The following is a 21,710-nucleotide window of genomic DNA, read 5'->3' on the forward strand; positions in this document are numbered from 1 at the left end:
ATTGCATCAGCGCTGATGTAATGGCTTAAGTCAATCAGAAAATGTACACATTTAAAAAAGAAGAGCGGTTATGCAGTGAGAAGCTTATTCAAGGGCTTTTTAGTAGCGGCTCTTCTTTTATTTTATATCCATTCCGTATCACCTGGATGGCTGCTTCTGATGAATCAGCGCAACTTGTTCGGGTTGTAATCAGCGTTCCAAAACGTAATTTCAAGCGCGCGGTCGATCGAAACGTTATAAAACGTCGAATCCGTGAGGCATACCGCCTGAATAAACAAGAACTTTTATATCAGCAAATAGAAGGCAAGAATCGTATCGTCTTATCGATACATTATGTCGGAAAGGAAATTTTCCCTTTTTCGTTTGTTGAAAAAAAACTCAAATCGACATTGCTAAAATTATCCGACGAATTCCATGAGAAGGTTGTGGACTAATATTTTGGAGCCAGTAATTGGCGGATTATTTCTATTATTGATCCGTTTGTACCAAATTTTGCTGTCGCCGATTTTAGGAGCGTCATGCCGGTATACGCCAACATGCTCGCAATATGGCATGGAAGCTATACGGAAATACGGGCCGTTCAAAGGCGGTTGGTTGACATTAAAACGCATTGGCCGGTGTCATCCCTGGGGTGGCCATGGCCATGATCCTGTACCTTGAAGTGTTAGAACATGGCTCTAATTTTACAAATAGAAACGGCAACAGCAACTTGTTCTGTCGCTTTGTCTGAAAACGGATCACTGCTTGCATACAAAGAGCAGACCGACAGGAATATCCACGCCAGCAACCTCACATTATTTATACAGCAGGTAATGAAGGATGCAGGCAAGCAGCTCGCAGAGTTAAACGCTGTGGCGGTAAGTAAAGGCCCTGGTTCCTACACCGGGTTAAGAATCGGTGTGTCGACGGCAAAAGGGCTCTGCTATGCCCTGGATATCCCCTTAATCAGTGTGAATACGCTACAGTCGATGGCGGCCATGATAGCTGCTGAAACTGGTGAAGAAAGGTTGCTTTGCCCGATGATCGATGCCAGGAGGATGGAGGTTTATACGGCTGTTTATGACCACAATCTCGATGAAGTCATGGCAACGGAGGCGATGATCCTCGACGAGAATTCATTTTCAGTACTGCTTGAAAAGCATGAGCTGGTATTTTTCGGTGACGGTTGTGAAAAATTGTCCGCTATTTTAAAACATGAAAACGCCTCTTTTGTAAACGATTTTCAAAATTCAGCAAGAGGAATGAATCTGTTAGCTTTTGAAAAGTTTAGCAACCAGCAATTTGAGAACACCGCCTATTTCGATCCGTATTATCTAAAAGAGTTTATCGCCTTGCAGCCGAAAAAGGCAAACTAATTTTTTGATTTTCGTCCGAACAGCCTTCCAAAGAAACCTGAATCGTCACCCCGGCTGCCAAATCCTGGTATGTTTGACGAATTCATATCGTGCTCCATTATTTTTCCGAATTTCAAGCCAAAACCCAAATAAAACGAAGCTCCTGTGTAACCATTTCCAATATTTTCGTTATTGGTGATGAGCCCCTTAGTGGTATAATAAGTTTTCAATACGTTGTCTGTCCCCAAAAAGAATTCGGCGTTTGGCGTTTTATACATCGCGACTCCGCCCACCTGAAAATTCTCAGCGCTGTAGGCTGTTGACAAACTGAAATTAAAATTCTCCGTTTTATAAGTATTCATTAGCGCTATATCAAAGCCTTTATAAAAAAGATTTTTTGATACCAGCAGGTTGGGCTGATAGCGGTCAAAGTCTTTATTCAGCAATACTTCCGCTTTGCCATTGATCATCGTCGTAAAGCTTTTCTGAGTATAATTTCTTTTAAAGGAATTATAAATCCGGTTAAACAAATATTTTGATCCGTTATTCTCTGAAGCATTTTCTACCACAAGGTCGGTGTTAATGTAGTATTGATACGATTCGTTGTTCCAATGGATAAATCCGATGTCTTTTAGATTTGTAAGCAGAAACCAGCCGCCTCTCAATTTAAAATTAGCGCTTGCGGTTAAGGCAGCGCCCGGGTTGGTAAATCCGGGCGCATAAGTTATATCACCGAAATCTCCATAATTAAAACTGCTTTGCAAGCCGCCTTTTAATACCATATCGTACGCATCAGCTTCAAGATTTTTAGTGAGCGACGACTGGTTAATATCCAATCTGGTATATGCAATGCCACTGAGGTAACCAATCTTAATACCCAAGCCAATTTGTTTATTCAGATCTTCGCGATAGTTAAAACTGAATTGATGATAGGTTTGAGCATAACCCTTGTCGTTAAATATATCGTTGCTTGTTCCGTCAGGGAAATACCTGTAATCCTGTAGAATGGCAAACGTTTGGTTACTGAAATTATCTATCGTACTTTCTGCTTTCACTTGCCAGGCAAACCCCAGCTCCCTGTTAAGTTTTATCGACTTGAACACACGGAACATGAGTAAATAGCTGTTCAGATTACCGAAAAATTTGTTCGGATCTGTGTTGTTTACATCAATGCTGGCCCCGCTGAAGCCTCCCCGGTAAACTAATGTTTTAAAAGCGGTTTGGGCCGGACCGGTAAAAACGCCGTTAAATCCGGCCGAAGGGATAAAAAAGTTAAATGCATATTTCCTGCTGCTGTCTGCATAAAACGCTTTTTGTGAAGGGTTCTCAAAAGCATCATATAAGGTCCTGGTATTATATAAGGCAAACTGCTGTGCAGAAGCACTTAATGAAACTGCAAACGTCATTGCTGATATGATGATGCCTTTACATTTCATCGCTTCTGTTTATCCCAAAAGATTATAACTTGAAATTTGTTTGATCAGGGTTGTGTAAATTTAGGTAAACTATCAGGTTGTTGTTTTTGCCTGCTAAAATTTGCGTAAAAGTTTGTGAAAAAATGGTCACGATCACTGCTCCACTGCCAGGAAAAGGAATAGAATTTTTTTAAACCTTCCTCGTCTTTAAAGCTTTTTGAAATCGGTGATTTTAAATCTGACGCAGCGATTTGTCTGAAGTTTTTAATATTCAAAAAGAACGATATGTTGCTTTGGTTAGCGGTGTATTTCGTAAAATCATTAAAGTTTTCCGTGTTATTTAACAAAAGATCACGCTTGTATTCTATAGTAAACTGATTTAGTGCTGCAGCAGAGTTTGATAAAATAAGATAGTTGTCAACAACAGTATAAAACGGTTTATAGAATGGTTTTAATGCATCACCAAAGTAGTTGTAGAAGATTTCTGAATAGTTAACATGATGAATGTTTTCGGCATACACTGAACTTACCGGCTGTAAAAAGAAATCTACTTTATCTCCGTTTTTAACATGAATTACTGCAAGCTTTTCCTGGTTACTTAGCTGAATCAATGCGAATTCATTGCCGAGATAAGATTTTAGATCACGCTCAAGATCAATTCCGGTTTCCGATTTGACCTGCTGAATTTTCTTTTTAAGTTCATCATATTGCCCACGCCTGGTCAGCAATGCAGCAACATCATTAAAAAAAAGCCGGTAATCGAAAATTCCAAATACAGTATAAGCGGCAGTAATCTGAGGCAAGGCTTTTATAATGTCGTTCCTGATCGGTTTTTGATGTAAAAAACAGGCTAAATACGCTGATTTATTTGTGTCGATCGTGCTGATACCGTTAAACATCAATGCATCGCTTTTGAAGTTCATGTTCAGTGAACTGTATCCCGAAAGTTCCGCAAGTAAATTGCTTTTGTTTTTTGGAAAAGAGTAGAAGCTTTCAGTAAACGAGTTAACCTGCGAATGATTAATGTAGATATTGAAAGGTGAATTTTCGCTTCGCTGCCCGCCGGAGGTTATCTGCCCGATATATTCATTGCTGATTTTAGGCATGTTTCCCAGGCTTTTTTCCAATAGTTTTTTCGAGAAGCTGGCAACAACAGCATTGTTTCCAACAAATAAAAAGAAGTTGTTTTTTGACGTTCCAACGTTGATGTTAAATGCTTCCTTGTCTCCGATTTTTAAATTTTCTACGCTGATATTTTTTACCGTTTTCAAAATAGATTGAAGTTCAGCGGTACTTATTTTTTTGTTCAGCGCAGCGAGGAAAAGGAGATTGTCTTCTTTATCGTCATTTTTAGCATGTACGCTGAAATAAATGTTGCTTTCATTTAACAGGTTACTTATCGCCGGATAGCTGAGCAGTGTGTCGTTCAGGGAAGACAACTTTCTAAATTCGTCACGTCCGAGAAGCGTTTCAAAGCCTTCATAATCGTCGAAAATTTCCGACGTTGCCTTGTCAAATCTCACCGATGCAACCAGGCAGGCATCTGCGGGAATGTAACTTAACACTACTCCGTTGTTGCGGTTTGAAACGTTGACCTTTGAAAAATATAAAGCGGCCACAGCAAAAATTGCTGCAATGAGTAAAATGATAAGAGCTATAACTTTTTTCATGAACGGAGCTTTACAAAATTAGATTTTTAATTAGTTAAGAATGTAAAGCCTTACTATTTTAGCAAACAATTATTTAAGGATGCACCAGAAAATATTTAGAACAGCTGCTATTTTAGGATTAATTGCTGTTGCGTTAGGCGCATTTGGCGCACATGGATTGCGCGACAAGATCAGCGTTCAGGATCTGGAAAACTGGAAAACCGCCGCTAACTACCAGTTTGTTCACGCACTTGTTTTACTTGTCATATCAGGCACGTCGGTCAACCAAAAAATTAAGATAAACAATGCGGCTTTGCTCTTCATTCTTGGAATAATATGCTTCTCAGGATCGTTATATCTGCTGGCAACCAGGGCGATTACTGGTATTTCAACGGCTGTTTTAGGTCCGGTAACGCCAATTGGCGGATTACTTCTAATTCTTGGATGGTTGTTTTTGATAATTGCTCCCGTAAAGAAAACTGATGCTTGAATTAAATGAAGAGACCGGCCAGCGCGAAACACTGTTTACAGAAGTAATTTTACCCCTGGCAATTTCAAAAACATACACTTACCGTGTTCCGCTTGAATTAAATCAGCAAATTGAAATTGGTAAACGCGTAGTGGTGCAATTTGGGAAAAGCAGGATATACACCGCCATCATTTATAAGATCAGTAATGAGCCGCCCACTTTGTATGAGGCAAAATATTTGATAGATGTTCTTGATGAAAAGCCCATTGTAACTACTCAGCAGCTCGAACTCTGGGAGTGGATTGCCGACTATTATCTTTGTTCGATCGGCGAGGTTATGCAGGCCGCGCTACCGTCAGCACTTAAACTTGCCAGTGAAACCAAAGTTATTCTCCTGCCGGAATCCGGTTACGACAAAACGCTGCTAAGCGATAAAGAATTTCTTATCGTCGATGCACTTGAGATTCATAGTGAACTTAGGGTAAGTGATATCAGCAAACTGTTGGGGCAGAAAACAGTGTTTCCGCTTTTGAAATCACTTTTCGATAAAAATGTAATCCACATCTCCGAAGAGATTTCAGAAAGATATAAGCCGAGGCTGAAAACGTTCATAAAGCTTGATCCTTTTTACCAGGATGCCGATAATCTGAAGGTGTTGTTCGCTGAATTGGAACGTGCACCGAAACAACTCGACGCCTTGCTGGCATATATGCAGCTCAGCCGGCAATACGAAGGGCAGGTGGCTAAATCACAGCTTCTTGAAACAGCTAATTGCGGAGGTGCCGCTATTAAAACACTATCGGAGAAAGGTATTTTCATATCGGAAAAACAAGTAGTAAGCCGGTTTTTGGAAAGCGATGAATTTATAAGCAAGGACTTCCTGCTAAGCGAAACACAGCAGGCCGCTTTTAACTCCATTCAAGACCAGTTAACGGAAAAGGACGTTGTACTGTTGCATGGCGTAACATCATCGGGGAAAACGCAGTTATATATCAAATTTATTGAACAGGCTATTTCGGCCGGCAGGCAAGCGCTTTATCTGCTTCCTGAAATCGCTTTGACTACACAGCTTGTAGAACGGTTAAAAAATTATTTCGGAAACAGGGTAGGTGTTTACCATTCGAAGTTTAATGATAATGAGCGTGCAGAAGTTTGGAACAAATTACTGAAAGGTGAATATGACCTGGTATTAGGGGCGCGTTCGGCGGTGTTTTTGCCTTTCAATAATCTTGGTTTAATCGTTATCGACGAGGAGCATGAGCCGTCGTACAAACAGTTTGATCCGGCACCGAGGTATCACGCGAGGGATACTGCGATTTATCTGGCACAAATACATCATTCAAAAACACTTTTAGGATCGGCAACCCCATCGCTGGAAAGCTATTACAACGCCAGGGCAGGTAAATATGGGCTTACCGAATTAATGGAAAGATTCGGCGGATCACAATTACCAGCAATAAATGTAACCAGCCTTACAGATGGAAAAAACAAGCAAACGCTGCAAGGTAATTTTAGCGAAAACCTGGTAAATGCGATACGAGAAACACTCGAACGAAAGGAACAGGTTATCTTATTTCAAAACAGGCGTGGATATACACCGCTGCTGCGTTGCAAAACCTGCGGCTATACTCCCAAATGTATCAATTGCGACGTTAGTCTAACTTTCCATAAAAGTACAGGGAAGTTGCATTGTCATTATTGCGGCTATAAGCAGGATACGGTGTCCATTTGCCCGGCCTGCGGTTCGACACACATCGAAGAAAAAGGCTTTGGTACGGAAAGAATTGAGGATGATTTGTCCATGATCTTCCCGGAAGCCAGATTAGCCCGGATGGATTTTGATTCTACCCGTTCAAAAAATAGCTTTCAACGAATTATAGCGGATTTTGAAGATCGAAAAGTTGACATCCTAGTTGGAACACAAATGGTTACCAAAGGACTTGACTTTGCTCATGTAACGCTCATTGGAATAATCAGTGCCGACAGCTTACTGAACTATCCAGACTTCCGCGCGTATGAGCGAAGTTTTCAGCTTTTGTCGCAAGTGGCAGGCCGCGCCGGCAGAAGAAATAATAGCGGAACAGTGGTTATTCAGGCTTACGATACCGAACACCGGATAATCCACCAGGTTATTAAAAATGATTACGACAGTATGGCGCAGGCTGAACTTATCGAAAGGCGAAATTTTAAATACCCGCCTTTTTATCGGATGATCCAAATCGATGTTAAGCATCAAAACCTGCAGCAGGCCAATTATACAGCGGAGAAGCTGGGACAAGCGTTAAAACAGATTTTAGGCGATAGGGTAGTTGGTCCCGAATTTCCTTTGATCGGGAAGATCCGCAACTACTATATCAAGACATTGATGCTGAAGATTGAACGTTCAAATGTTTCTATTGCTAAAATCAAGAAAACACTTCAAGCAGTGCTTCAAAATTTCGAGGCCGACAAAAATAACAAGGGTATCGTTTTAAGAGTGGATGTAGATCCCTATTAGTATACTGAGCCGAAGCTGTATTGCAGCGTAATCATGCTCAATGGCTTCAGTAAATATTCCCAGCGGTTGTATTTATTAACAGAAGGAAAGCTTCCGACAGGTGTTTTTTCCTGGCGCTCATAGGAATATAAAATGTCAAGACCAGCTTCCGCGCCGATTGAGAAATGATTTACGAAATTATATCTGAGTCCGAAAAACGGCGAAAAAACAACGCTGTTCTTTTGTGCATTAGCGTCGTACAATGCGGCACCCGAATTAAAATCATAGGAAGTGCCTTGAAACTGGTTATAGCGGTATCCAAGGTCGACACCAAAATAAGGCTGAACGCTCGAATAACTAATGTTCTTCTCAAAGCCAATTTTAAAACTATAGTCAGTTAATTTTCCCTTTGCGATTTCACAACTGTTACAATTATTTTTAAAGGATATATCATCCTTGTAGTAATACCCGGTTAACCTATAGCTGATCTGGTTATCGTTGAATTTAATCATCAATCCGTTCAGGTATGAGCTTTTATAATCTGAATAATTAACTTGGTTCATGATTTTCGGAAGCTGCTGGTATGAATATCCGCTTACCGCAATAGAATACATGAAGTCGCTTTGGATTAATTTTTTTTGATTTTTTGGATAGACCAATGGAGCGTTTGTAGTGTCCGTCTTAACTACCTGGGCATTTCCTGCCGTAAAAATGGATGCTAAAATAAAAAAGGGTAAAAATATTTTCATAACAGACGGTATCTTCTGCGAAAATAGCAAAATAAAGTTTCAAAAGTTGCAGCCGAATTTTATTAACCTGATAATAACTTGTTTGTTTAATTTAGGTGTGATACTTTTTCTCAGCTGAATATTTTGCTCTAATTTTGATCGATAATGGCCTATAAATTTGTAGATAATTACCGCGAGAAAGGTGCCCGGAAAAAGCTTGTGTCGATTTTGAAGGATCGGGGAATCAGCGATGAGGATGTATTGCAGGCCATTGGAAAGGTGCCGCGTCATTTCTTTTTTGATGAAACCTTCTGGAATCAGGCTTATAAAGACATTGCCTTTCCGATCGGGGATGGTCAAACTATTTCGCAGCCATATACTGTAGCCTATCAAACGCAGCTTTTACACGTAAAACCGGGTGATAAGGTTCTTGAAATTGGTACAGGTTCCGGTTATCAGACCTGTATTTTACTGGAACTGAAAGCTAAGGTCGTTACAATTGAGCGGCAGGAAAACCTTCATAAACGCGCCGTCCAATTTTTGGGTAAAATGGGCTACCAGTCAAAATTTATTTTAGGCGATGGTTCCATTGGTTATGAAAATGAAGCGCCCTACGATAAAATTCTGGTAACTGCAGGAGCGCCGCTCGTTCCTGAAATTTTATTGAAGCAACTTAAAATCGGTGGAATATTGGTAATTCCTGTTGGTGATGAAAATGTGCAGAAAATGATCACCGTTTTACGTGTAAGCGAAACCGAATACGATAAGATCGTGTTAGATACATTCCGCTTTGTGCCATTAGTCGGCGACCAGGCGTGGTAATCTATGTTTTTAAATCTGCACTCACACAATCAAACAGATTATTTCACATTACGAAACATTATCCTCAGCCAGGATAATGAATTATTTATTTCCAGCGAGCAGGATGGAATATTTTCCGTTGGAATACATCCCTGGTTTATCGACGAGAACGATTACCAATCGCAAAAGAATGTTCTCACCGAATGGTGTGCAAAGCCATCCGTTATCGCGGTCGGCGAAAGTGGCCTTGACCGTTTGCGCGGCCCTGATCTCGAAACCCAAAAAACCGTTTTTGTAGATCATATCGAACTTGCCGAAAAGCTGAGTAAGCCGTTAATTCTTCATTGCGTAAAATGCTACAGCGAGATAATGGGAATAATGAACGAGCTGAAACCAAAAATTCCTTTTATTTTCCACGGCTTCAATAACAACGAGCAGATAGCGGATCAGCTTTTGGCGCATGACTGTTATTTTTCCTTAGGAAAAGCGCTTTCTTTTCCCGATTCAAATGCTTCAAAATTACTTAGGAGAATTGACCTTGATCGCCTGTTTCTTGAAAGTGATTATTCAGAATTGCCGATCGAAGAGATTTATAAACTTGCTGCAGACCAAAGAAATATATCAACAGATAAATTAAAAGAAGTTATTTTTGCAAATTGGAAAAAAGTGGGTTTACTCCCTTCTGATAAAGTTTACGAAAAATAATGTCTGATTTAAGTTGGTTGTCGCGGTCGGCTTTGCTGGTGGGCAACGAGGGTATTGAAAAATTACAAAAAAACCATGTATTAGTTGTTGGTCTAGGTGGGGTCGGCTCATTTGCGGCAGAGTTCGTTTGCAGGGCTGGTGTTGGTGAAATGACTATTGTTGACGGTGATATCGTAGATCCGTCAAACCGTAACAGGCAGCTGCCAGCACTGGCGACTAACCACGGCGTAGAAAAAGCGGAAATCATGGCTGAACGGTTGCTGGCTATAAATCCTGATCTTAAACTGCATGTGCGTAAAGATTTTCTAACGCCGCAGAAGTGCCGTGAAATAATGCAGACACAATTCGATTATGTGATGGATTGCATTGACAGCATCACACCAAAAGTGACATTGCTTTCAATCGCTTATCAGAATGGACAACGTGTCGTCAGTTCCATGGGCGCCGGCGGAAAACTTGATCCGACAAAGCTTCGGGTTACCGACCTGATGGAAACTTATCAATGCGTCTTCGCACAATACGTACGAAAGCGGATTAAACGTTTGGGTGTTCGGGAAGGTATCAAGGCGGTTTTTTCCATCGAGGAAGTTATGCGCGATTCACTTATAATGACCGATGGAAGCAATTTTAAACGATCAGCCTACGGAACGATATCTTACCTTCCGGCGGCATTTGGTGGTGTTTGTGCCTCGGTGGTTATTCGCGATCTGCTGGATTATAAAATAGAAACAGTGAAACGCCCCGCTGTCCTGCAGCCAAAAAAAGTTACTAAAAAGAAAAGGCCTTTGGCCGACGAATCATGAGCGTAGCTGTAGAAGAACGGATTTCAGTTTTTGATATTTTTAAGATCGGTATTGGTCCTTCAAGTTCTCATACATTAGGCCCATGGCGTGCCGCGGAGCAATTTGTTGCACAACTTCGGAACAGCGGCAATCTCGGTAAAGTTATTTCGATAAAAATTCTGCTCTATGGATCATTGGCTAAAACCGGAAAAGGCCATGGAACCGATGTGGCAATTTTATTGGGTTTGAGCGGTTACGATCCTGTAACATTTGACGTAAATAAAATAGATCAGGACATTGAGCAAATCAAGTCACGGAAACAACTTAATCTTTCAGAATCTCAGCTGATTGATTTTGATTACGAAAATGATTTGTATTTCCTGTTTTCGGAAAGCTTGCCGTATCATCCAAATGGAATGACGCTGCAGGCGTTTTTAAACGATGGAAAAGCATTGTCAGAAACTTATTATTCTATTGGAGGAGGTTTTGTTATTAAGGAAAATGACGACCTGGCAACCGATGAAAATAGCGTCGATCTTCCATTTCCGATAGATAAAGCCAGCGATTTATTGCACTGGTGCCTGAAAACCGGCTTAAAAGTTTCGGAGGTCGTTATGGAAAATGAATGTGTTTGGCGCGGAGAGAGGGAAACCAGGAATGGCGTTTTGAACATATTCAGGATAATGAAAGAATGTGTGTATCGCGGCTGCCATACATCCGGTAATTTACCCGGCGGACTAAACGTTTCGAGGCGTGCAGCTACGTTGAATAAGAAACTGATTAAAGAGAATCCGTACTCAAATTACGACGAATGGTTAAAAGCCGTGGGGCAAACGGGTTCTGATTTTAGCAATATTTTAAATTGGGTAAGTTGCTTCGCACTGGCTGTAAACGAAGAAAATGCGTCGTTCGGGCGGGTTGTAACGGCGCCAACCAACGGAGCTGCAGGCGTTGTGCCGGCGGTGTTACATTATTTTATAGCGTTTTGCCAGGACGCGAACGATGATAAAATCATTCAATTTCTTTTGACCGCGTCTGAAATCGGCAGCATATTCAAAAAGGGAGCTACGCTTTCAGCGGCCATGGGCGGTTGTCAGGCCGAAATAGGAGTTTCCTCTGCAATGGCAGCGGCAGCGCTTACCGAAGTTTTGGGCGGCTCGCAACGCCAGGTGTTAATGGCTGCAGAGATTGCCATGGAACATCACCTTGGATTAACCTGCGACCCGATTGCCGGTTTAGTTCAGGTTCCCTGTATTGAACGGAATACTATGGGCGCCATCAAAGCGATCACAGCTTCGCAGCTGGCGTTGCAAACAAATCCGGATCACGCCAAGGTAAGTCTGGATGCCGTTGTTAAAACGATGTGGCAAACAGCCCTGGATATGAACTCAAAATATAAAGAAACTTCTGATGGCGGTTTAGCGGTTAATATTCCGATCAGTTTGCCTGAGTGTTAAACTGAATTTGTATTTCGTCTTTCGTTTTGCAGATTGAGATTGCAAAGCTATATTTGGGGCCAACCAATTTATACCACACCCCACCATTTTAACATTTTGCATGAAGGAATCATTGCTGACAATTGCATTCGTTTGCTGTTGCGTGATCCATCAAATCGTTCAATATGATAATAGTGAAATCAACGTGGCTAAGGTCTGCTTATTTTTTGAAAATGTATGGCTTTGCTTATGGCGGCTTGCAGTCCGGCTGTCCGCTGTATCTTTTTTTAATCCAATGCACTTGTCATTTTTCACAAAAAAGGATGCCGCTTTCATCCGGTTTAAATTGAACGGACAGTGCTTCGAACAACGAAAGGAAATCCACGGCCCAAAAGGAGTTCGTAGCTGAAGCTGCCGATGCATCAGGCAAACATCAATTAAAAAAGAAGACACCAAACAATTAAGCTTTTGTCAAATGTTCTATTATCAGTTACATCCAATAAAAGATATGCTTAGAAAGACACTCGCCATTTTATTGGTGATTTTTAGTTTAAAATCATCCGCGCAGCAGTTGGTTCTGCCAGGTGATCATCCGGATCCCTCTGTTGTGAAAATTGGAAATTCATACTGGGCCACTGCGACCACGTCGAACTGGCTGCCGGCCTTTCCGTTATATGAATCCAAAGACCTGGTTCACTGGTCGAAACGTGCTGTGGCCTTCACAAAACTGCCAGATTGGGCCGATTACTATTTATGGGCACCGGAAATCAGCTACGACAAAGGCAAGGTTTATATCTACTACAATGGCCATAAAAAAGGCGGAAGTCTTTGCGTGGCTGCCGCTGTGGCGGATAGGCCCGAAGGACCATACAAAGATCTTGGTCCGCTGATCGGCCAGCCTGACGGATCGATTGACGCTTTTTCGATGCGTGATGAGAATGGGAAACTTTACCTGATCTGGAAGGAAGACGGAAACAGCATTGGCCAACCAACGCCGATCTGGGCGATGGAAATGAAAGAAGACCGTACCGGCTTGATTGGTGAGAAGAAAGAGCTGTTTCGTGCGACGGAACCCTGGGAATCAAAACTGGTAGAAGGTGTTTCAATTACCAGGCACGGAGAATTTTTCTACGCTTTTTATGCGGCCGCCGGTTGCTGCGGGACTAGCTGCAATTATGCCACAGGTATTGCCAGAAGCAAATCTTTGCTGGGCCCCTGGGAGAAATTTGATAAAAATCCGATAATCAGCGATAATGCAAGCTGGAAATGCCCGGGACATGGAACGCCGGTTGTTTTTAACGGGCAGAATTATTTTTTATATCATGCTTATAATACCAAAAGTGCCAATTTTGCCGGCCGGCAAGGTGTTCTAAAGCAATTTGAGTTCACGCCGGAAGGTTGGATTCAGTTTGTAGAAAATTGCAATGGAACCACGCCTAAGCCAGTAACGATCAATGACAATTTTGCCGGCAATAAACTTTCACTGGCCTGGCAGTGGAATGTTTTTGAAAAGTTCAGTAAAAGCGTAAAGGCAAATACGCTGACGATTTCAGCTTTGCCAAAAGTGGGTTCATTTATTGGACAGACAGTTTATTCGTCCGATTATGACGTGCAGGTTACGGTTGTATCGGCAAAATCAACCGCAGCCGGAGGACTCGCGTTGATCGGTGATGAAAAAAATCTGCTCACAGCCACAGTCTCTTTAAATAAAATTACGGTAACAGAAGTCAAAGATGGCAAGTCGCGTATCGTTGCCGAAACGGAAATAACAAAATCGCCTCTTGTTACTTTTCAGCTGAAGGTAAGGAACAATTCAACTGTGACTTTCCTGTACAAAACAAGCGGGCAAACATTCCGGGAGCTTAACCCTGAGCCAATCAACGCGGCTGGATTGCCACCGTGGGACAGAGGCTTGCGCGCCGGCATAGTAGCCACAGGCAAGGAAAATCAATCAGCTTCTTTCAAAAATTTCATGCTTTCAGATGTCAAATAAAGGCTTAATTAAAACCGTATTTTATCTTTTCACCATGGTGATTTTGTCTTTCTCAGCAAAAGCACAAAAACCTAAAATGTATTACGGAGACACTAGCGCATTGGGTGTGCCTTTCAGTAAAGATCCAACTGTAATCAAATTCAAAGGAAAGTACCTGATGTATTTCTCCATGCGAATGATTGACGACAAAACTAATGGAATGAATGGCTGGCAGATAGGCATTGCCGAAAGTAGTGATCTCTATAACTGGAAAAAAATAGGGGAGATAAAACCGGAAGCTGACTATGAAAAGAAAGGTCTTTGTGCGCCGGGAGCATTAGTGCGCGACGGTAAGGTTCACCTTTTTTACCAAACGTACGGCAATTTTGAAAAGGACGCGATTTGTCACGCCTGGTCAAGCGATGGAATTCAGTTCACACGGGATTCGAGCAACCCGATTTTTCATCCAACAGGTGAGTGGACAAATGGCCGTGCCATCGATGCTGAAGTTCACTTTTTTAAAAATCAATATTTCCTGCATTTCGCTACGCGAGATAAAAGCGGGAAAATCCAAAAACAAGGTGTAGCGACAGCGCCGGCAAATACCGATTTTAAACGTTCCGACTGGAAACAAGCCGTTGATAGTTCGATCTTAAAACCGGAATTACCCTGGGAGGGAGAATGTGTGGAAGGTGCATCGGTTATTACCAAAAATAAAAAGCTATATATGTTTTATGCCGGGGCCTATAACAATGCTCCTCAGCAAATAGGTATTGCAGAAAGCAGTGACGGATTAACCTGGAAACGCCTAAGCGACAAACCATTTCTTCCAAACGGAAAGCCTGGCAGCTGGAATTCCAGCGAGTCTGGTCACCCGGGAATTTTTCAGGATTCGAACGGTAAAACCTACCTGTTTTACCAGGGAAATAACGACAATGGCAAAACCTGGTATTTAAGTAACATCCCAATAGGATGGTCGGAAAAGGGGCCATATATTAGGAAGTAGCATCATTCAACACATTCTAAACAAACCAAAGCTGCCAGTTTATCTTACCTGGATATTACTTGTCATTATGACGTATATTTTTTAACATAGTAAACAACTAACGGGTGTTAAATCAATTATGAAAAAAGTATTAATCTGTTTTGCGATTGCTGGGATTTGCCTGGGTAAAGTAAGCGCTCAGGATGGGTATATAGTTAAGTCGAAGGTGGAGCAAAAAGCTGTTCCCTTTAAGCTTGAGAATGTCAGGCTGCTGCCATCTCCATTCAAACACGCGATGGAGCTGGATGCGAAATGGCTGCTGTCCCTTGACCCTGATCGTTTTTTGAATCGATTTATGACGAATGCCGGTCTGCAGCCAAAAGGTGAAATCTATGGAGGATGGGAAGCAAGAGGTGTGTCGGGGCACTCACTCGGACATTATTTATCGGCTTGCTCGATGATGTATGCTGCTTCCGGCGATAAGCGATTTAAGGAAAAGGTCGATTATATTGTTAACGAACTGGCGATATGCCAGGATGCCCGTAAAACCGGATATGTTGGTGGGATTCCCGATGAAGACAAAATATTCGACCAGGTAGCGGCCGGTGACATTCGTTCGCAGGGCTTTGACCTGAACGGCGGCTGGGTGCCGTGGTATACAGAGCATAAGGTTCTTGCCGGATTGATCGATGCGTACACTTATACTGGTAATGAAAAAGCCAAACAGGTTGCCGTCCGTTTTTGCGACTGGATCGATACCAAGTTTAAAAATCTGACAGAGGCGCAATTTCAGAAAATGCTCGATTGCGAGCATGGCGGCATGAACGAAGCGTTGGCAAATATTTATGCTATTACGGGAGATAAGAAATACCTGGCTTTGTCGTATCGTTTCCATCATAAGAAGATCCTGGATCCGCTTTCACGGCAGGAAGATCAATTAGCCGGCGTTCATGCCAATACGCAGATTCCCAAAATTATCGGTTGCGCCCGAAGATATGAGCTTACCGGCGATGCAAAAGATCATGTAATCTCACAGTATTTCTGGAACGAAGTTACCGGCCATCATAGCTATGTAATCGGCGGGAACAGTGATCACGAACATTTCGGTGAGCCTGATAAACTGAACGACCGACTGAGCGATAATACAACCGAAACCTGTAATACATACAACATGCTGAAACTGACTGAGCATTTGTACGAACTGGACCCTAAGTCTTCTTATATGGACTATTATGAGAGAGCGCTCTACAATCATATCCTTGCATCGCAAAACCCGGATGATGGTATGGTTTTATATTACATGCCGCTCGCCTCGGGATCGGAAAAGCCTTTCGGAACACCCGATAATTCGTTCTGGTGCTGCACAGGAACAGGAATGGAAAATCATGCCAAGTATGGAGAAAGCATTTATTACAAAGCAGCGGATGGCGGACTTTATGTCAACCTGTTTATTCCTTCGGTTTTAAACTGGCAGGAGAAGGGCATAAAGCTCCAGCTCGATTCGAAATATCCGGACGATCAGACAGTAAATATCACGTTTAGTGAAGTAAAGAGTGCCATGCAAATGCCGCTTGCTATTCGCTATCCTAAATGGGCGGTAAATGGCGCGAAACTGCTGATAAACGGTAAACCGCAAGAGGTAAAGAGCAACCCAGGTTCATACATTACCTTAAACAGAAGCTGGAAAAAAGGAGATAAAGTGCAATTGACTTTTCCTATGAGCCTGTACACTGAAAGCATGCCGGATAATAAAGATAAAAAAGCTTTTCTGTATGGACCGCTGGTACTTGCAGGTGAACTGGGCAACGGCGAATTGAAGTCGCGGGACATCCCAATGTTTGTCTCAGCAAATGAGAATCTCGCTCAATGGGTGAAAAAGGACCCGGCTAAACCGAATGTTTTCGAAACGATGTCGACCAATACAGGCAAGCTAACACTGGCGCCGCTTTATAAAGTTTACGGACAGAAGCAAGCCGTATATTGGGATTTCTTTACCCCCGAAGAATGGACGAAGAAAAAGGCTCAGTTTGAGGCGGAACGTAAGGCTGATGAAGAACTTGCAGCCAGAACAATCGATGTGATGCGGATAGGAGAAATGCAGCCTGAAAGAGACCATAATCTTACCGGCGATAAAACCGAAACGGGAAGCATGGGTTCGAGCAAATGGCGTGATGCCCGGGATGGTGGCTGGTTTTCATTTACGTTGGACACAAAAGGGAATGCAAATGCCAACCTCCAATGCACATACTGGGGAAGCGATAGCGGCAACCGGCAGTTTGCGATCCTGATTGAAGGAAAAGAGATCGCCCGCGAGAAGCTGGATGCAAAACATCCTAACCAGCTTTACAACGAAGTATACGAAATTCCAACGGAGTTGCTGGCCGGCAAAAAAACTGTTACAGTGAAGTTCCAGGCAATGGAAGGCAGCACGGCAGGTGGTGTGTTCGGATGCAGGCTGTTGAAGAAGTGAAGTTTGTGTTTGAGATGAGGTTTTTTAAGAGATTGGGCGTCATTATTAGCGTAACTGAAATGCAGTAAATGCGTTAGTTTCGACTACGCTAATAATGTCGTAAAGCTTAATTTTTTGAAAAGCAGTTCCTACGCCAGTAGTTTCCGCTAGTCCCGCCAATGCGGCAATCCTTAAAAAGTGAATAGTCTTTTAAAATCGAAACTGCGTACACTTTTTAAGGATTTCCGTCCCGATTAATCGGGATCGGGTTTAAAACCGTTAATGCATTGCAGCAATATCCAGGCGCACTGGCCCCGTTGCAAATGGAACACCGGCGATCAATTGTAAACCCGACAGAAAGGGAAAGCCCACAGCATGTGATGGGTTATGTGCCGGCGCGAGGACTTGGACTGAATGGCGGGACTGCAAATGCCAAAAGTGACGAGCGTTCGTTTTCAATCAAAACCTCGCAACTTTTTGATTATTGAATAATTGTCAGTAATTATCTTACCTATCTCATTGCTTCGTCCAAATCAACTTCTTTACATCATATCCCAATGAAGAAGCTTTTGTAAGATAATCTTGCTTGATATTCTCGGGCATCGTTTTTTCCCGGGAAAGAAGCCACAGATAATTCAGATTATTCCCAGCCACCAGCGCGTAGCGATACTGCGGGTCAATGGCGATGACATTATATCCGGCAAAGAACGGTCCGAAAAAGGAAACTTTTAACCTGGCCTCTGTAGGTTCATTCACAAATTTCGCCTTGCCAATGCTTTCTTTCCACTTCCCGGTTTTTTCATCGCGGCCCCGGTTAAGGACTTTGATATTGCCATCATCTTTAACTGAATAATTCGCGGTTACCTCGGCCAGATTTTTTTCGAACCGGTAATCCATCCTCGCGATTTCGTACCAGGTTCCGAGGTAGCGGTCTTTTTCAAATGGCTTAACGGCTGCGGCCCCTTTTGGTATCGAAGCGCACGAGTTGAGCGCAATAAGTCCGGCTGCTATACCTGCTCCGGCTACCAGGTATGGAAAAATAGTTTTGTTCGTTTTCATAGTTCCACCTTAACAGGCTCGCGGATATTTGGTTTGGATAGTTGAAAACTGCGCCAACAGTATGGCAAGAAAAATTACAGCAGTAAATCGGAGAAAACATTCGCTATCGCCATGTGGTTACCTATCATGATAAACAAAAAATAATGAGTGACATCGCCAGAAGATTTCCGCAAAACCCACTGTTATCCCCGAAGGATCTTAAGCCTAGCGCTGAAGGCTTACACATTGCCTGTCTGCTGAATCCAGGTGTTTTTCGTTTTGAAAACAAAACCTGGTTGATAGTTCGTGTTGCTGAGAGGCCGTTACAAACAGAATTTACGGTTTCCTTCCCGGTTTTATCGCCCGATGGCGATACTGAGATCATGGAAATTCCGCTTAATGACAATGAACTCATCGCCACAGATGCGCGTGTGATTCGTTACAAAGGCGTCGATTACCTGACAACCTTATCTCATCTCCGCTTGCTTTGCAGCGACGATGGTATAAAATTTTACGAGCCGGAAGAATATCCTAAACTTTTCGGAACAGGTGAGCTGCAGACTTTCGGAATCGAGGATTGTCGCGTCACTGAAATTGAAAATCAGTTTTATCTGACTTTTACTGCGGTGTCACCCAGCGGCGTTGGCGTTTCTTTACGAACGACGCATGACTGGAAGCGTTTTACTTCGCATGGCATGATACTGCCTCCCCATAATAAAGATTGTGCAATATTTGAGGAGAAGATAAACGGGATGTTTTACGCTTTGCATCGACCAAGCAGCGTCGATTTGGGTGGAAACTACATCTGGCTGGCGCAGTCACCCGACGGCATTCATTGGGGTAATCACAAATGTATTTTGAAAACACGGTCGGATAACTGGGACAGCGGGAGGGTAGGCGCCGGAGCATCGCCAATTAAGACAGAAAAAGGATGGCTGGAAATTTACCATGGAGCCACTTCGCAGCATCGTTATTGTCTTGGAGCTTTCCTTTTGGATCTCGATGATCCGTCACGGGTAATCGCAAGAACCGACGAGCCGATTATGGAGCCGACAGAAACTTATGAAACGAGTGGATTTTTTGGTCATGTTGTTTTCACTAACGGGCACTTTGTTCATCCTGATGGCGATACAATCACGGTTTATTACGGCGCCTCCGATGAGTTTGTTTGTGGCGCTGAGTTTTCAATAAAGGAAATATTTCAGGCACTGGGAGTGTGAAAACCGCTTAATCCCGTATCACTGTTTCAAAAATGAGTTTCAGAATAACCGACGGAATTTTTATAGGTGCAGAGGTTTTTATTGAACCTGGCCAGACACAACATGAAATCGATACATGGTTCCTGCGGCTTCGTGAGTGCGGAATGAATATTACCCGCATAAGGCTGTTTGAAACGTATATGAAAAACGAGAACGGCAACTGGGATTTTTCCTTGTTTGATATGGCATACAAAGCCGGTGATAAGTATGGAATAAAAATATATGGCAACCTTTTCCCTGAGACAACTTTTGATGACGTTGGCGGTTTTAAATTTCCGCGTGATGACAACCATTTGCAATTAATCGCAGATTACATAAAGCAGGTTGTTATGCATTTCAGCAAGTTTGATTCACACGCCGGGTGGGTGCCAATTAATGAACCAGGCGCTGAGATTCTGCCTGAAAACCCCTTATCCACCAAAATGCGGGGAGATCAAGAAGCAATTCAAATCGGTCCGGCAGCTGATACCTCGTTTCTTCATTTTAAATTTGAAGAAGAACGTTTCCTGTTAAGTTACAATAGCTGGTACCTCAACTGGCTGTCTGCAGAAATTCTAAAATACGAGCCACACGCTGAGATCCATGTGAATAATCATGCGATATTTAAAAACGTCGCAGAATATGATTTCCCGGCCTGGCGAAAGTTCCTGACAAGTTTTGGCGGCTCGGCACACGCAAGCTGGCATTTCGGTTACTTTAAAAGACATCAATATACATTGGCTGTGTCGGCAAATTGTGAAATCATCCGTTCCGGCGCAGGAGAAACGCCCTGGTTAATGACCGAATTGCAAGGCGGGAACAACACCATGAGCGCTTTTCAACCTCTGTGCCCAACGAAAGAAGAAATAACGCAATGGTTGTGGCTTACGCTGGCTTCCGGCGGAAAGGGCGCTATTTTTTGGTGCCTTAACCCGCGAATGTCGGGTTTTGAAGCAGGAGAGTGGGCAATGTTGAACTACCAGGACGAACCATCTGACCGTATGCTGGCGGCCGCCGATGTAATTAAGTGTGTAAATAAGAAAGCTGTTTTTTTTGAGAACGCAGTTTCCCTGGAGCCAGATTTTAATGTTTTGTATGTAAGAGAATCTTTATGGGTTGAAAAAAAGCTGAATATCGAAACTTTAGAACAAATAGAAGCCAGGACAAACGGGGCGGTTATGCGTTCATCTCTAACCTGGTTTGAAACGCTCACCGAATTGGGCATACAGCCGGCTTTTAAAGAGATATCGGAGTTTGACTTCGATACACCGGATTTCAAAAATTCAGTTATCATCTTGTCTCATCAGGTAGCAATTCCGGCCAAGTATTACGCAAAGCTAGAGGCGTTTGTTGCTAAGGGGGGAACATTGATCGTTGACGGGCTGACTGCTTACTATGACGAGTGGGCGGTTTGCAGGCTCAAAAATTTTCCGTTAAAAGACTTGTTTGGAGCAGAAATTAAGGAATTTAAGGTAGCCGGAGACTTATTTGATGTGCACATCGAGGGCGATTTGATTTTGCCGGCACATATGTGGCGAGGAGAATTAAAACTTACTTCCGCGAGATCCCTGGGAGCGGATTTTGTACTTGCCAGCGAAAATTTATTTGGTGAAGGGAGGGTACTTTGGATCCCTTCACCGTTAGGTTTGGGTGCGCGGGTAAAAGAAGATAGGAAGCCGTTGGCTGCATTGCTCCGCAAGTACTTGGCTACTGAGTTAAGCAATCAACCGTTTCGATTTGATGATTACAGAGAAGGTGTGCTGATGAAGTCTTTGCGTAATGGAAATGAATATCTAACGGTAATTATTAACAAATCCGGAAGTGCTCTAAATATTGAAATCAAAACAACACTTGATCTGAAGCCTGAAATAATTTACCCGCAAAAATCATCCGCAATAGCCGGTTTAAATCTTGAAATAGAAGCGGAAGAAACTGTTGTGCTATTATGGGATAGCTAAATTGGCACAGGATACTAAATCCTGTGCACAAACAGTTAACGATGGCCTCCGCCGAGAAAAAAGCCAGCTTTAATGCCAAAGTAGTTGTTGTTGAATTCATCCACTTTCGCAACAAAATTATATTCGATGGCTGCTTGTGACTAGAGAACCGGCTTTTAATAAAATTGAAGCTCACAAGATAAGTGCTCCGGCATATTCTGGCGGTTGCTTTTCACTATAAACAGAATATCAGCGTTATCCTACGGCCGTGTTGACATATGCATGATGCCGGCGAG

19 protein-coding genes are annotated in these 21,710 nt (G+C 42.7%); 15 read left to right on the forward strand and 4 right to left on the reverse strand.

What is annotated here, in order from left to right; all coding sequences use genetic code 11:
• Nucleotides 1–41: 41 nt before the first annotated feature.
• Genes rnpA through tsaB form a run of 3 tightly spaced genes read left to right on the forward strand, consistent with a single transcriptional unit; the run spans nucleotide 42 to nucleotide 1,355 of the window.
• Nucleotides 42–434 (forward strand): ribonuclease P protein component, encoded by a 393-nt coding sequence (rnpA, locus tag GS399_RS14700; RefSeq protein ID WP_160845407.1) that lies wholly within the window; start codon nucleotides 42–44, stop codon nucleotides 432–434.
• A complete protein-coding gene (gene yidD / locus GS399_RS14705) occupies nucleotides 415–660 on the forward strand; it encodes a membrane protein insertion efficiency factor YidD (protein ID WP_160845408.1) in 246 nt (81 codons plus the stop codon). Before rnpA ends, yidD begins: the two co-directional genes overlap by 20 nt.
• An 11-nt stretch (nucleotides 661–671) precedes the next feature.
• Nucleotides 672–1,355 (forward strand): tRNA (adenosine(37)-N6)-threonylcarbamoyltransferase complex dimerization subunit type 1 TsaB, encoded by a 684-nt coding sequence (gene tsaB / locus GS399_RS14710; RefSeq protein WP_160845409.1) that lies wholly within the window; start codon nucleotides 672–674, stop codon nucleotides 1,353–1,355.
• On the opposite strand, the gene GS399_RS14715 is transcribed toward tsaB, so the two are convergent.
• Nucleotides 1,352–2,770 (reverse strand): DUF5723 family protein, encoded by a 1,419-nt coding sequence (locus tag GS399_RS14715; RefSeq protein WP_160845410.1) that lies wholly within the window; start codon nucleotides 2,768–2,770, stop codon nucleotides 1,352–1,354. The genes tsaB and GS399_RS14715 overlap by 4 nt on opposite strands.
• Before the next feature lie 44 nt (nucleotides 2,771–2,814).
• Nucleotides 2,815–4,419, reverse strand: coding sequence for a DUF3352 domain-containing protein (locus GS399_RS14720; RefSeq protein WP_160845411.1), 1,605 nt, complete (start codon nucleotides 4,417–4,419; stop codon nucleotides 2,815–2,817).
• A 79-nt stretch (nucleotides 4,420–4,498) separates the two neighbouring features.
• Here GS399_RS14720 and GS399_RS14725 point away from each other — a divergent pair, with 79 nt between their 5' ends.
• Both GS399_RS14725 and priA read left to right on the forward strand, forming a co-directional pair.
• Nucleotides 4,499–4,888 (forward strand): DUF423 domain-containing protein, encoded by a 390-nt coding sequence (locus GS399_RS14725; RefSeq protein WP_160845412.1) that lies wholly within the window; start codon nucleotides 4,499–4,501, stop codon nucleotides 4,886–4,888.
• A complete protein-coding gene (gene priA / locus GS399_RS14730; protein ID WP_160845413.1) occupies nucleotides 4,881–7,364 on the forward strand; it encodes a replication restart helicase PriA in 2,484 nt (827 codons plus the stop codon). The genes GS399_RS14725 and priA overlap by 8 nt, the downstream gene beginning before the upstream one ends.
• Here priA and GS399_RS14735 read toward each other — a convergent pair.
• A complete protein-coding gene (locus tag GS399_RS14735; protein ID WP_160845414.1) occupies nucleotides 7,361–8,092 on the reverse strand; it encodes a hypothetical protein in 732 nt (243 codons plus the stop codon). The two genes, priA and GS399_RS14735, sit on opposite strands and share 4 nt — an antisense overlap.
• 144 nt (nucleotides 8,093–8,236) lie before the next feature.
• On the opposite strand from GS399_RS14735, the gene GS399_RS14740 reads away from it, so the two are divergent.
• The 8 genes from GS399_RS14740 to GS399_RS14775 all read left to right on the forward strand — a co-directional run bounded on the left by GS399_RS14740 (nucleotide 8,237) and on the right by GS399_RS14775 (nucleotide 17,689).
• Nucleotides 8,237–8,893, forward strand: coding sequence for a protein-L-isoaspartate(D-aspartate) O-methyltransferase (locus GS399_RS14740; protein ID WP_160845415.1), 657 nt, complete (start codon nucleotides 8,237–8,239; stop codon nucleotides 8,891–8,893).
• 3 nt (nucleotides 8,894–8,896) lie between these two features.
• Nucleotides 8,897–9,577 carry a TatD family hydrolase gene (locus GS399_RS14745; RefSeq protein WP_160845416.1) on the forward strand — a complete coding sequence of 227 codons (681 nt, stop codon included), beginning with the start codon at nucleotides 8,897–8,899 and terminating at the stop codon, nucleotides 9,575–9,577.
• On the forward strand, nucleotides 9,577–10,380 hold the full coding sequence (locus GS399_RS14750) for a tRNA threonylcarbamoyladenosine dehydratase (RefSeq protein ID WP_160845417.1): 804 nt from the start codon (nucleotides 9,577–9,579) through the stop codon (nucleotides 10,378–10,380). Before GS399_RS14745 ends, GS399_RS14750 begins: the two co-directional genes overlap by 1 nt.
• Complete coding sequence (locus GS399_RS14755) at nucleotides 10,377–11,816, forward strand: L-serine ammonia-lyase (protein WP_160845418.1); 1,440 nt, start codon at nucleotides 10,377–10,379, stop codon at nucleotides 11,814–11,816. The genes GS399_RS14750 and GS399_RS14755 overlap by 4 nt, the downstream gene beginning before the upstream one ends.
• A gap of 454 nt (nucleotides 11,817–12,270) precedes the next feature.
• Nucleotides 12,271–13,788 carry a family 43 glycosylhydrolase gene (locus tag GS399_RS14760; protein WP_202409474.1) on the forward strand — a complete coding sequence of 506 codons (1,518 nt, stop codon included), beginning with the start codon at nucleotides 12,271–12,273 and terminating at the stop codon, nucleotides 13,786–13,788.
• Nucleotides 13,778–14,773, forward strand: coding sequence for a family 43 glycosylhydrolase (locus GS399_RS14765; protein ID WP_160845419.1), 996 nt, complete (start codon nucleotides 13,778–13,780; stop codon nucleotides 14,771–14,773). Before GS399_RS14760 ends, GS399_RS14765 begins: the two co-directional genes overlap by 11 nt.
• A gap of 118 nt (nucleotides 14,774–14,891) precedes the next feature.
• Nucleotides 14,892–17,222: a glycoside hydrolase family 127 protein gene (locus tag GS399_RS14770; protein ID WP_160845420.1), complete on the forward strand. Its 2,331-nt coding sequence runs from the start codon at nucleotides 14,892–14,894 to the stop codon at nucleotides 17,220–17,222.
• Between the two features lie 266 nt (nucleotides 17,223–17,488).
• Complete coding sequence (locus GS399_RS14775) at nucleotides 17,489–17,689, forward strand: hypothetical protein (protein ID WP_160845421.1); 201 nt, start codon at nucleotides 17,489–17,491, stop codon at nucleotides 17,687–17,689.
• A 28-nt stretch (nucleotides 17,690–17,717) separates the two neighbouring features.
• Here GS399_RS14775 and GS399_RS14780 read toward each other — a convergent pair whose 3' ends face one another.
• The gene (locus GS399_RS14780) at nucleotides 17,718–18,260 is read right to left on the reverse strand and encodes a lipocalin family protein (RefSeq protein ID WP_160845422.1); all 543 of its coding nucleotides are present in this window, start codon (nucleotides 18,258–18,260) and stop codon (nucleotides 17,718–17,720) included.
• 143 nt (nucleotides 18,261–18,403) lie between these two features.
• On the opposite strand from GS399_RS14780, the gene GS399_RS14785 reads away from it, so the two are divergent.
• Both GS399_RS14785 and GS399_RS14790 read left to right on the forward strand, forming a co-directional pair.
• A complete protein-coding gene (locus GS399_RS14785) occupies nucleotides 18,404–19,459 on the forward strand; it encodes a glycoside hydrolase family 130 protein (protein ID WP_160845423.1) in 1,056 nt (351 codons plus the stop codon).
• 32 nt (nucleotides 19,460–19,491) lie between these two features.
• Complete coding sequence (locus GS399_RS14790; protein ID WP_160845424.1) at nucleotides 19,492–21,435, forward strand: beta-galactosidase trimerization domain-containing protein; 1,944 nt, start codon at nucleotides 19,492–19,494, stop codon at nucleotides 21,433–21,435.
• Nucleotides 21,436–21,710 lie beyond the last annotated feature (275 nt).

This window comes from Hufsiella arboris, from assembly GCF_009834875.1.
Lineage (GTDB): Bacteria > Bacteroidota > Bacteroidia > Sphingobacteriales > Sphingobacteriaceae > Hufsiella_A > Hufsiella_A arboris.

Coding starts and splice junctions, on each gene's coding strand:
- GS399_RS14750 (WP_160845417.1), top strand. CDS start 9,577: ATGTCTGATTTAAGTTGGTTGTCGCGGTCGGCTTTGCTGGTGGGCAAC.
- GS399_RS14725 (WP_160845412.1), top strand. CDS start 4,499: ATGCACCAGAAAATATTTAGAACAGCTGCTATTTTAGGATTAATTGCT.
- GS399_RS14770 (WP_160845420.1), top strand. CDS start 14,892: ATGAAAAAAGTATTAATCTGTTTTGCGATTGCTGGGATTTGCCTGGGT.
- GS399_RS14745 (WP_160845416.1), top strand. CDS start 8,897: ATGTTTTTAAATCTGCACTCACACAATCAAACAGATTATTTCACATTA.
- priA (WP_160845413.1), top strand. CDS start 4,881: ATGCTTGAATTAAATGAAGAGACCGGCCAGCGCGAAACACTGTTTACA.
- GS399_RS14760 (WP_202409474.1), top strand. CDS start 12,271: ATGTTCTATTATCAGTTACATCCAATAAAAGATATGCTTAGAAAGACA.
- GS399_RS14740 (WP_160845415.1), top strand. CDS start 8,237: ATGGCCTATAAATTTGTAGATAATTACCGCGAGAAAGGTGCCCGGAAA.
- GS399_RS14780 (WP_160845422.1), bottom strand. CDS start 18,260: ATGAAAACGAACAAAACTATTTTTCCATACCTGGTAGCCGGAGCAGGT.
- GS399_RS14790 (WP_160845424.1), top strand. CDS start 19,492: ATGAGTTTCAGAATAACCGACGGAATTTTTATAGGTGCAGAGGTTTTT.
- yidD (WP_160845408.1), top strand. CDS start 415: ATGAGAAGGTTGTGGACTAATATTTTGGAGCCAGTAATTGGCGGATTA.
- GS399_RS14720 (WP_160845411.1), bottom strand. CDS start 4,419: ATGAAAAAAGTTATAGCTCTTATCATTTTACTCATTGCAGCAATTTTT.
- GS399_RS14765 (WP_160845419.1), top strand. CDS start 13,778: ATGTCAAATAAAGGCTTAATTAAAACCGTATTTTATCTTTTCACCATG.
- tsaB (WP_160845409.1), top strand. CDS start 672: ATGGCTCTAATTTTACAAATAGAAACGGCAACAGCAACTTGTTCTGTC.
- GS399_RS14785 (WP_160845423.1), top strand. CDS start 18,404: ATGAGTGACATCGCCAGAAGATTTCCGCAAAACCCACTGTTATCCCCG.
- rnpA (WP_160845407.1), top strand. CDS start 42: ATGTACACATTTAAAAAAGAAGAGCGGTTATGCAGTGAGAAGCTTATT.
- GS399_RS14735 (WP_160845414.1), bottom strand. CDS start 8,092: ATGAAAATATTTTTACCCTTTTTTATTTTAGCATCCATTTTTACGGCA.
- GS399_RS14755 (WP_160845418.1), top strand. CDS start 10,377: ATGAGCGTAGCTGTAGAAGAACGGATTTCAGTTTTTGATATTTTTAAG.
- GS399_RS14715 (WP_160845410.1), bottom strand. CDS start 2,770: ATGAAATGTAAAGGCATCATCATATCAGCAATGACGTTTGCAGTTTCA.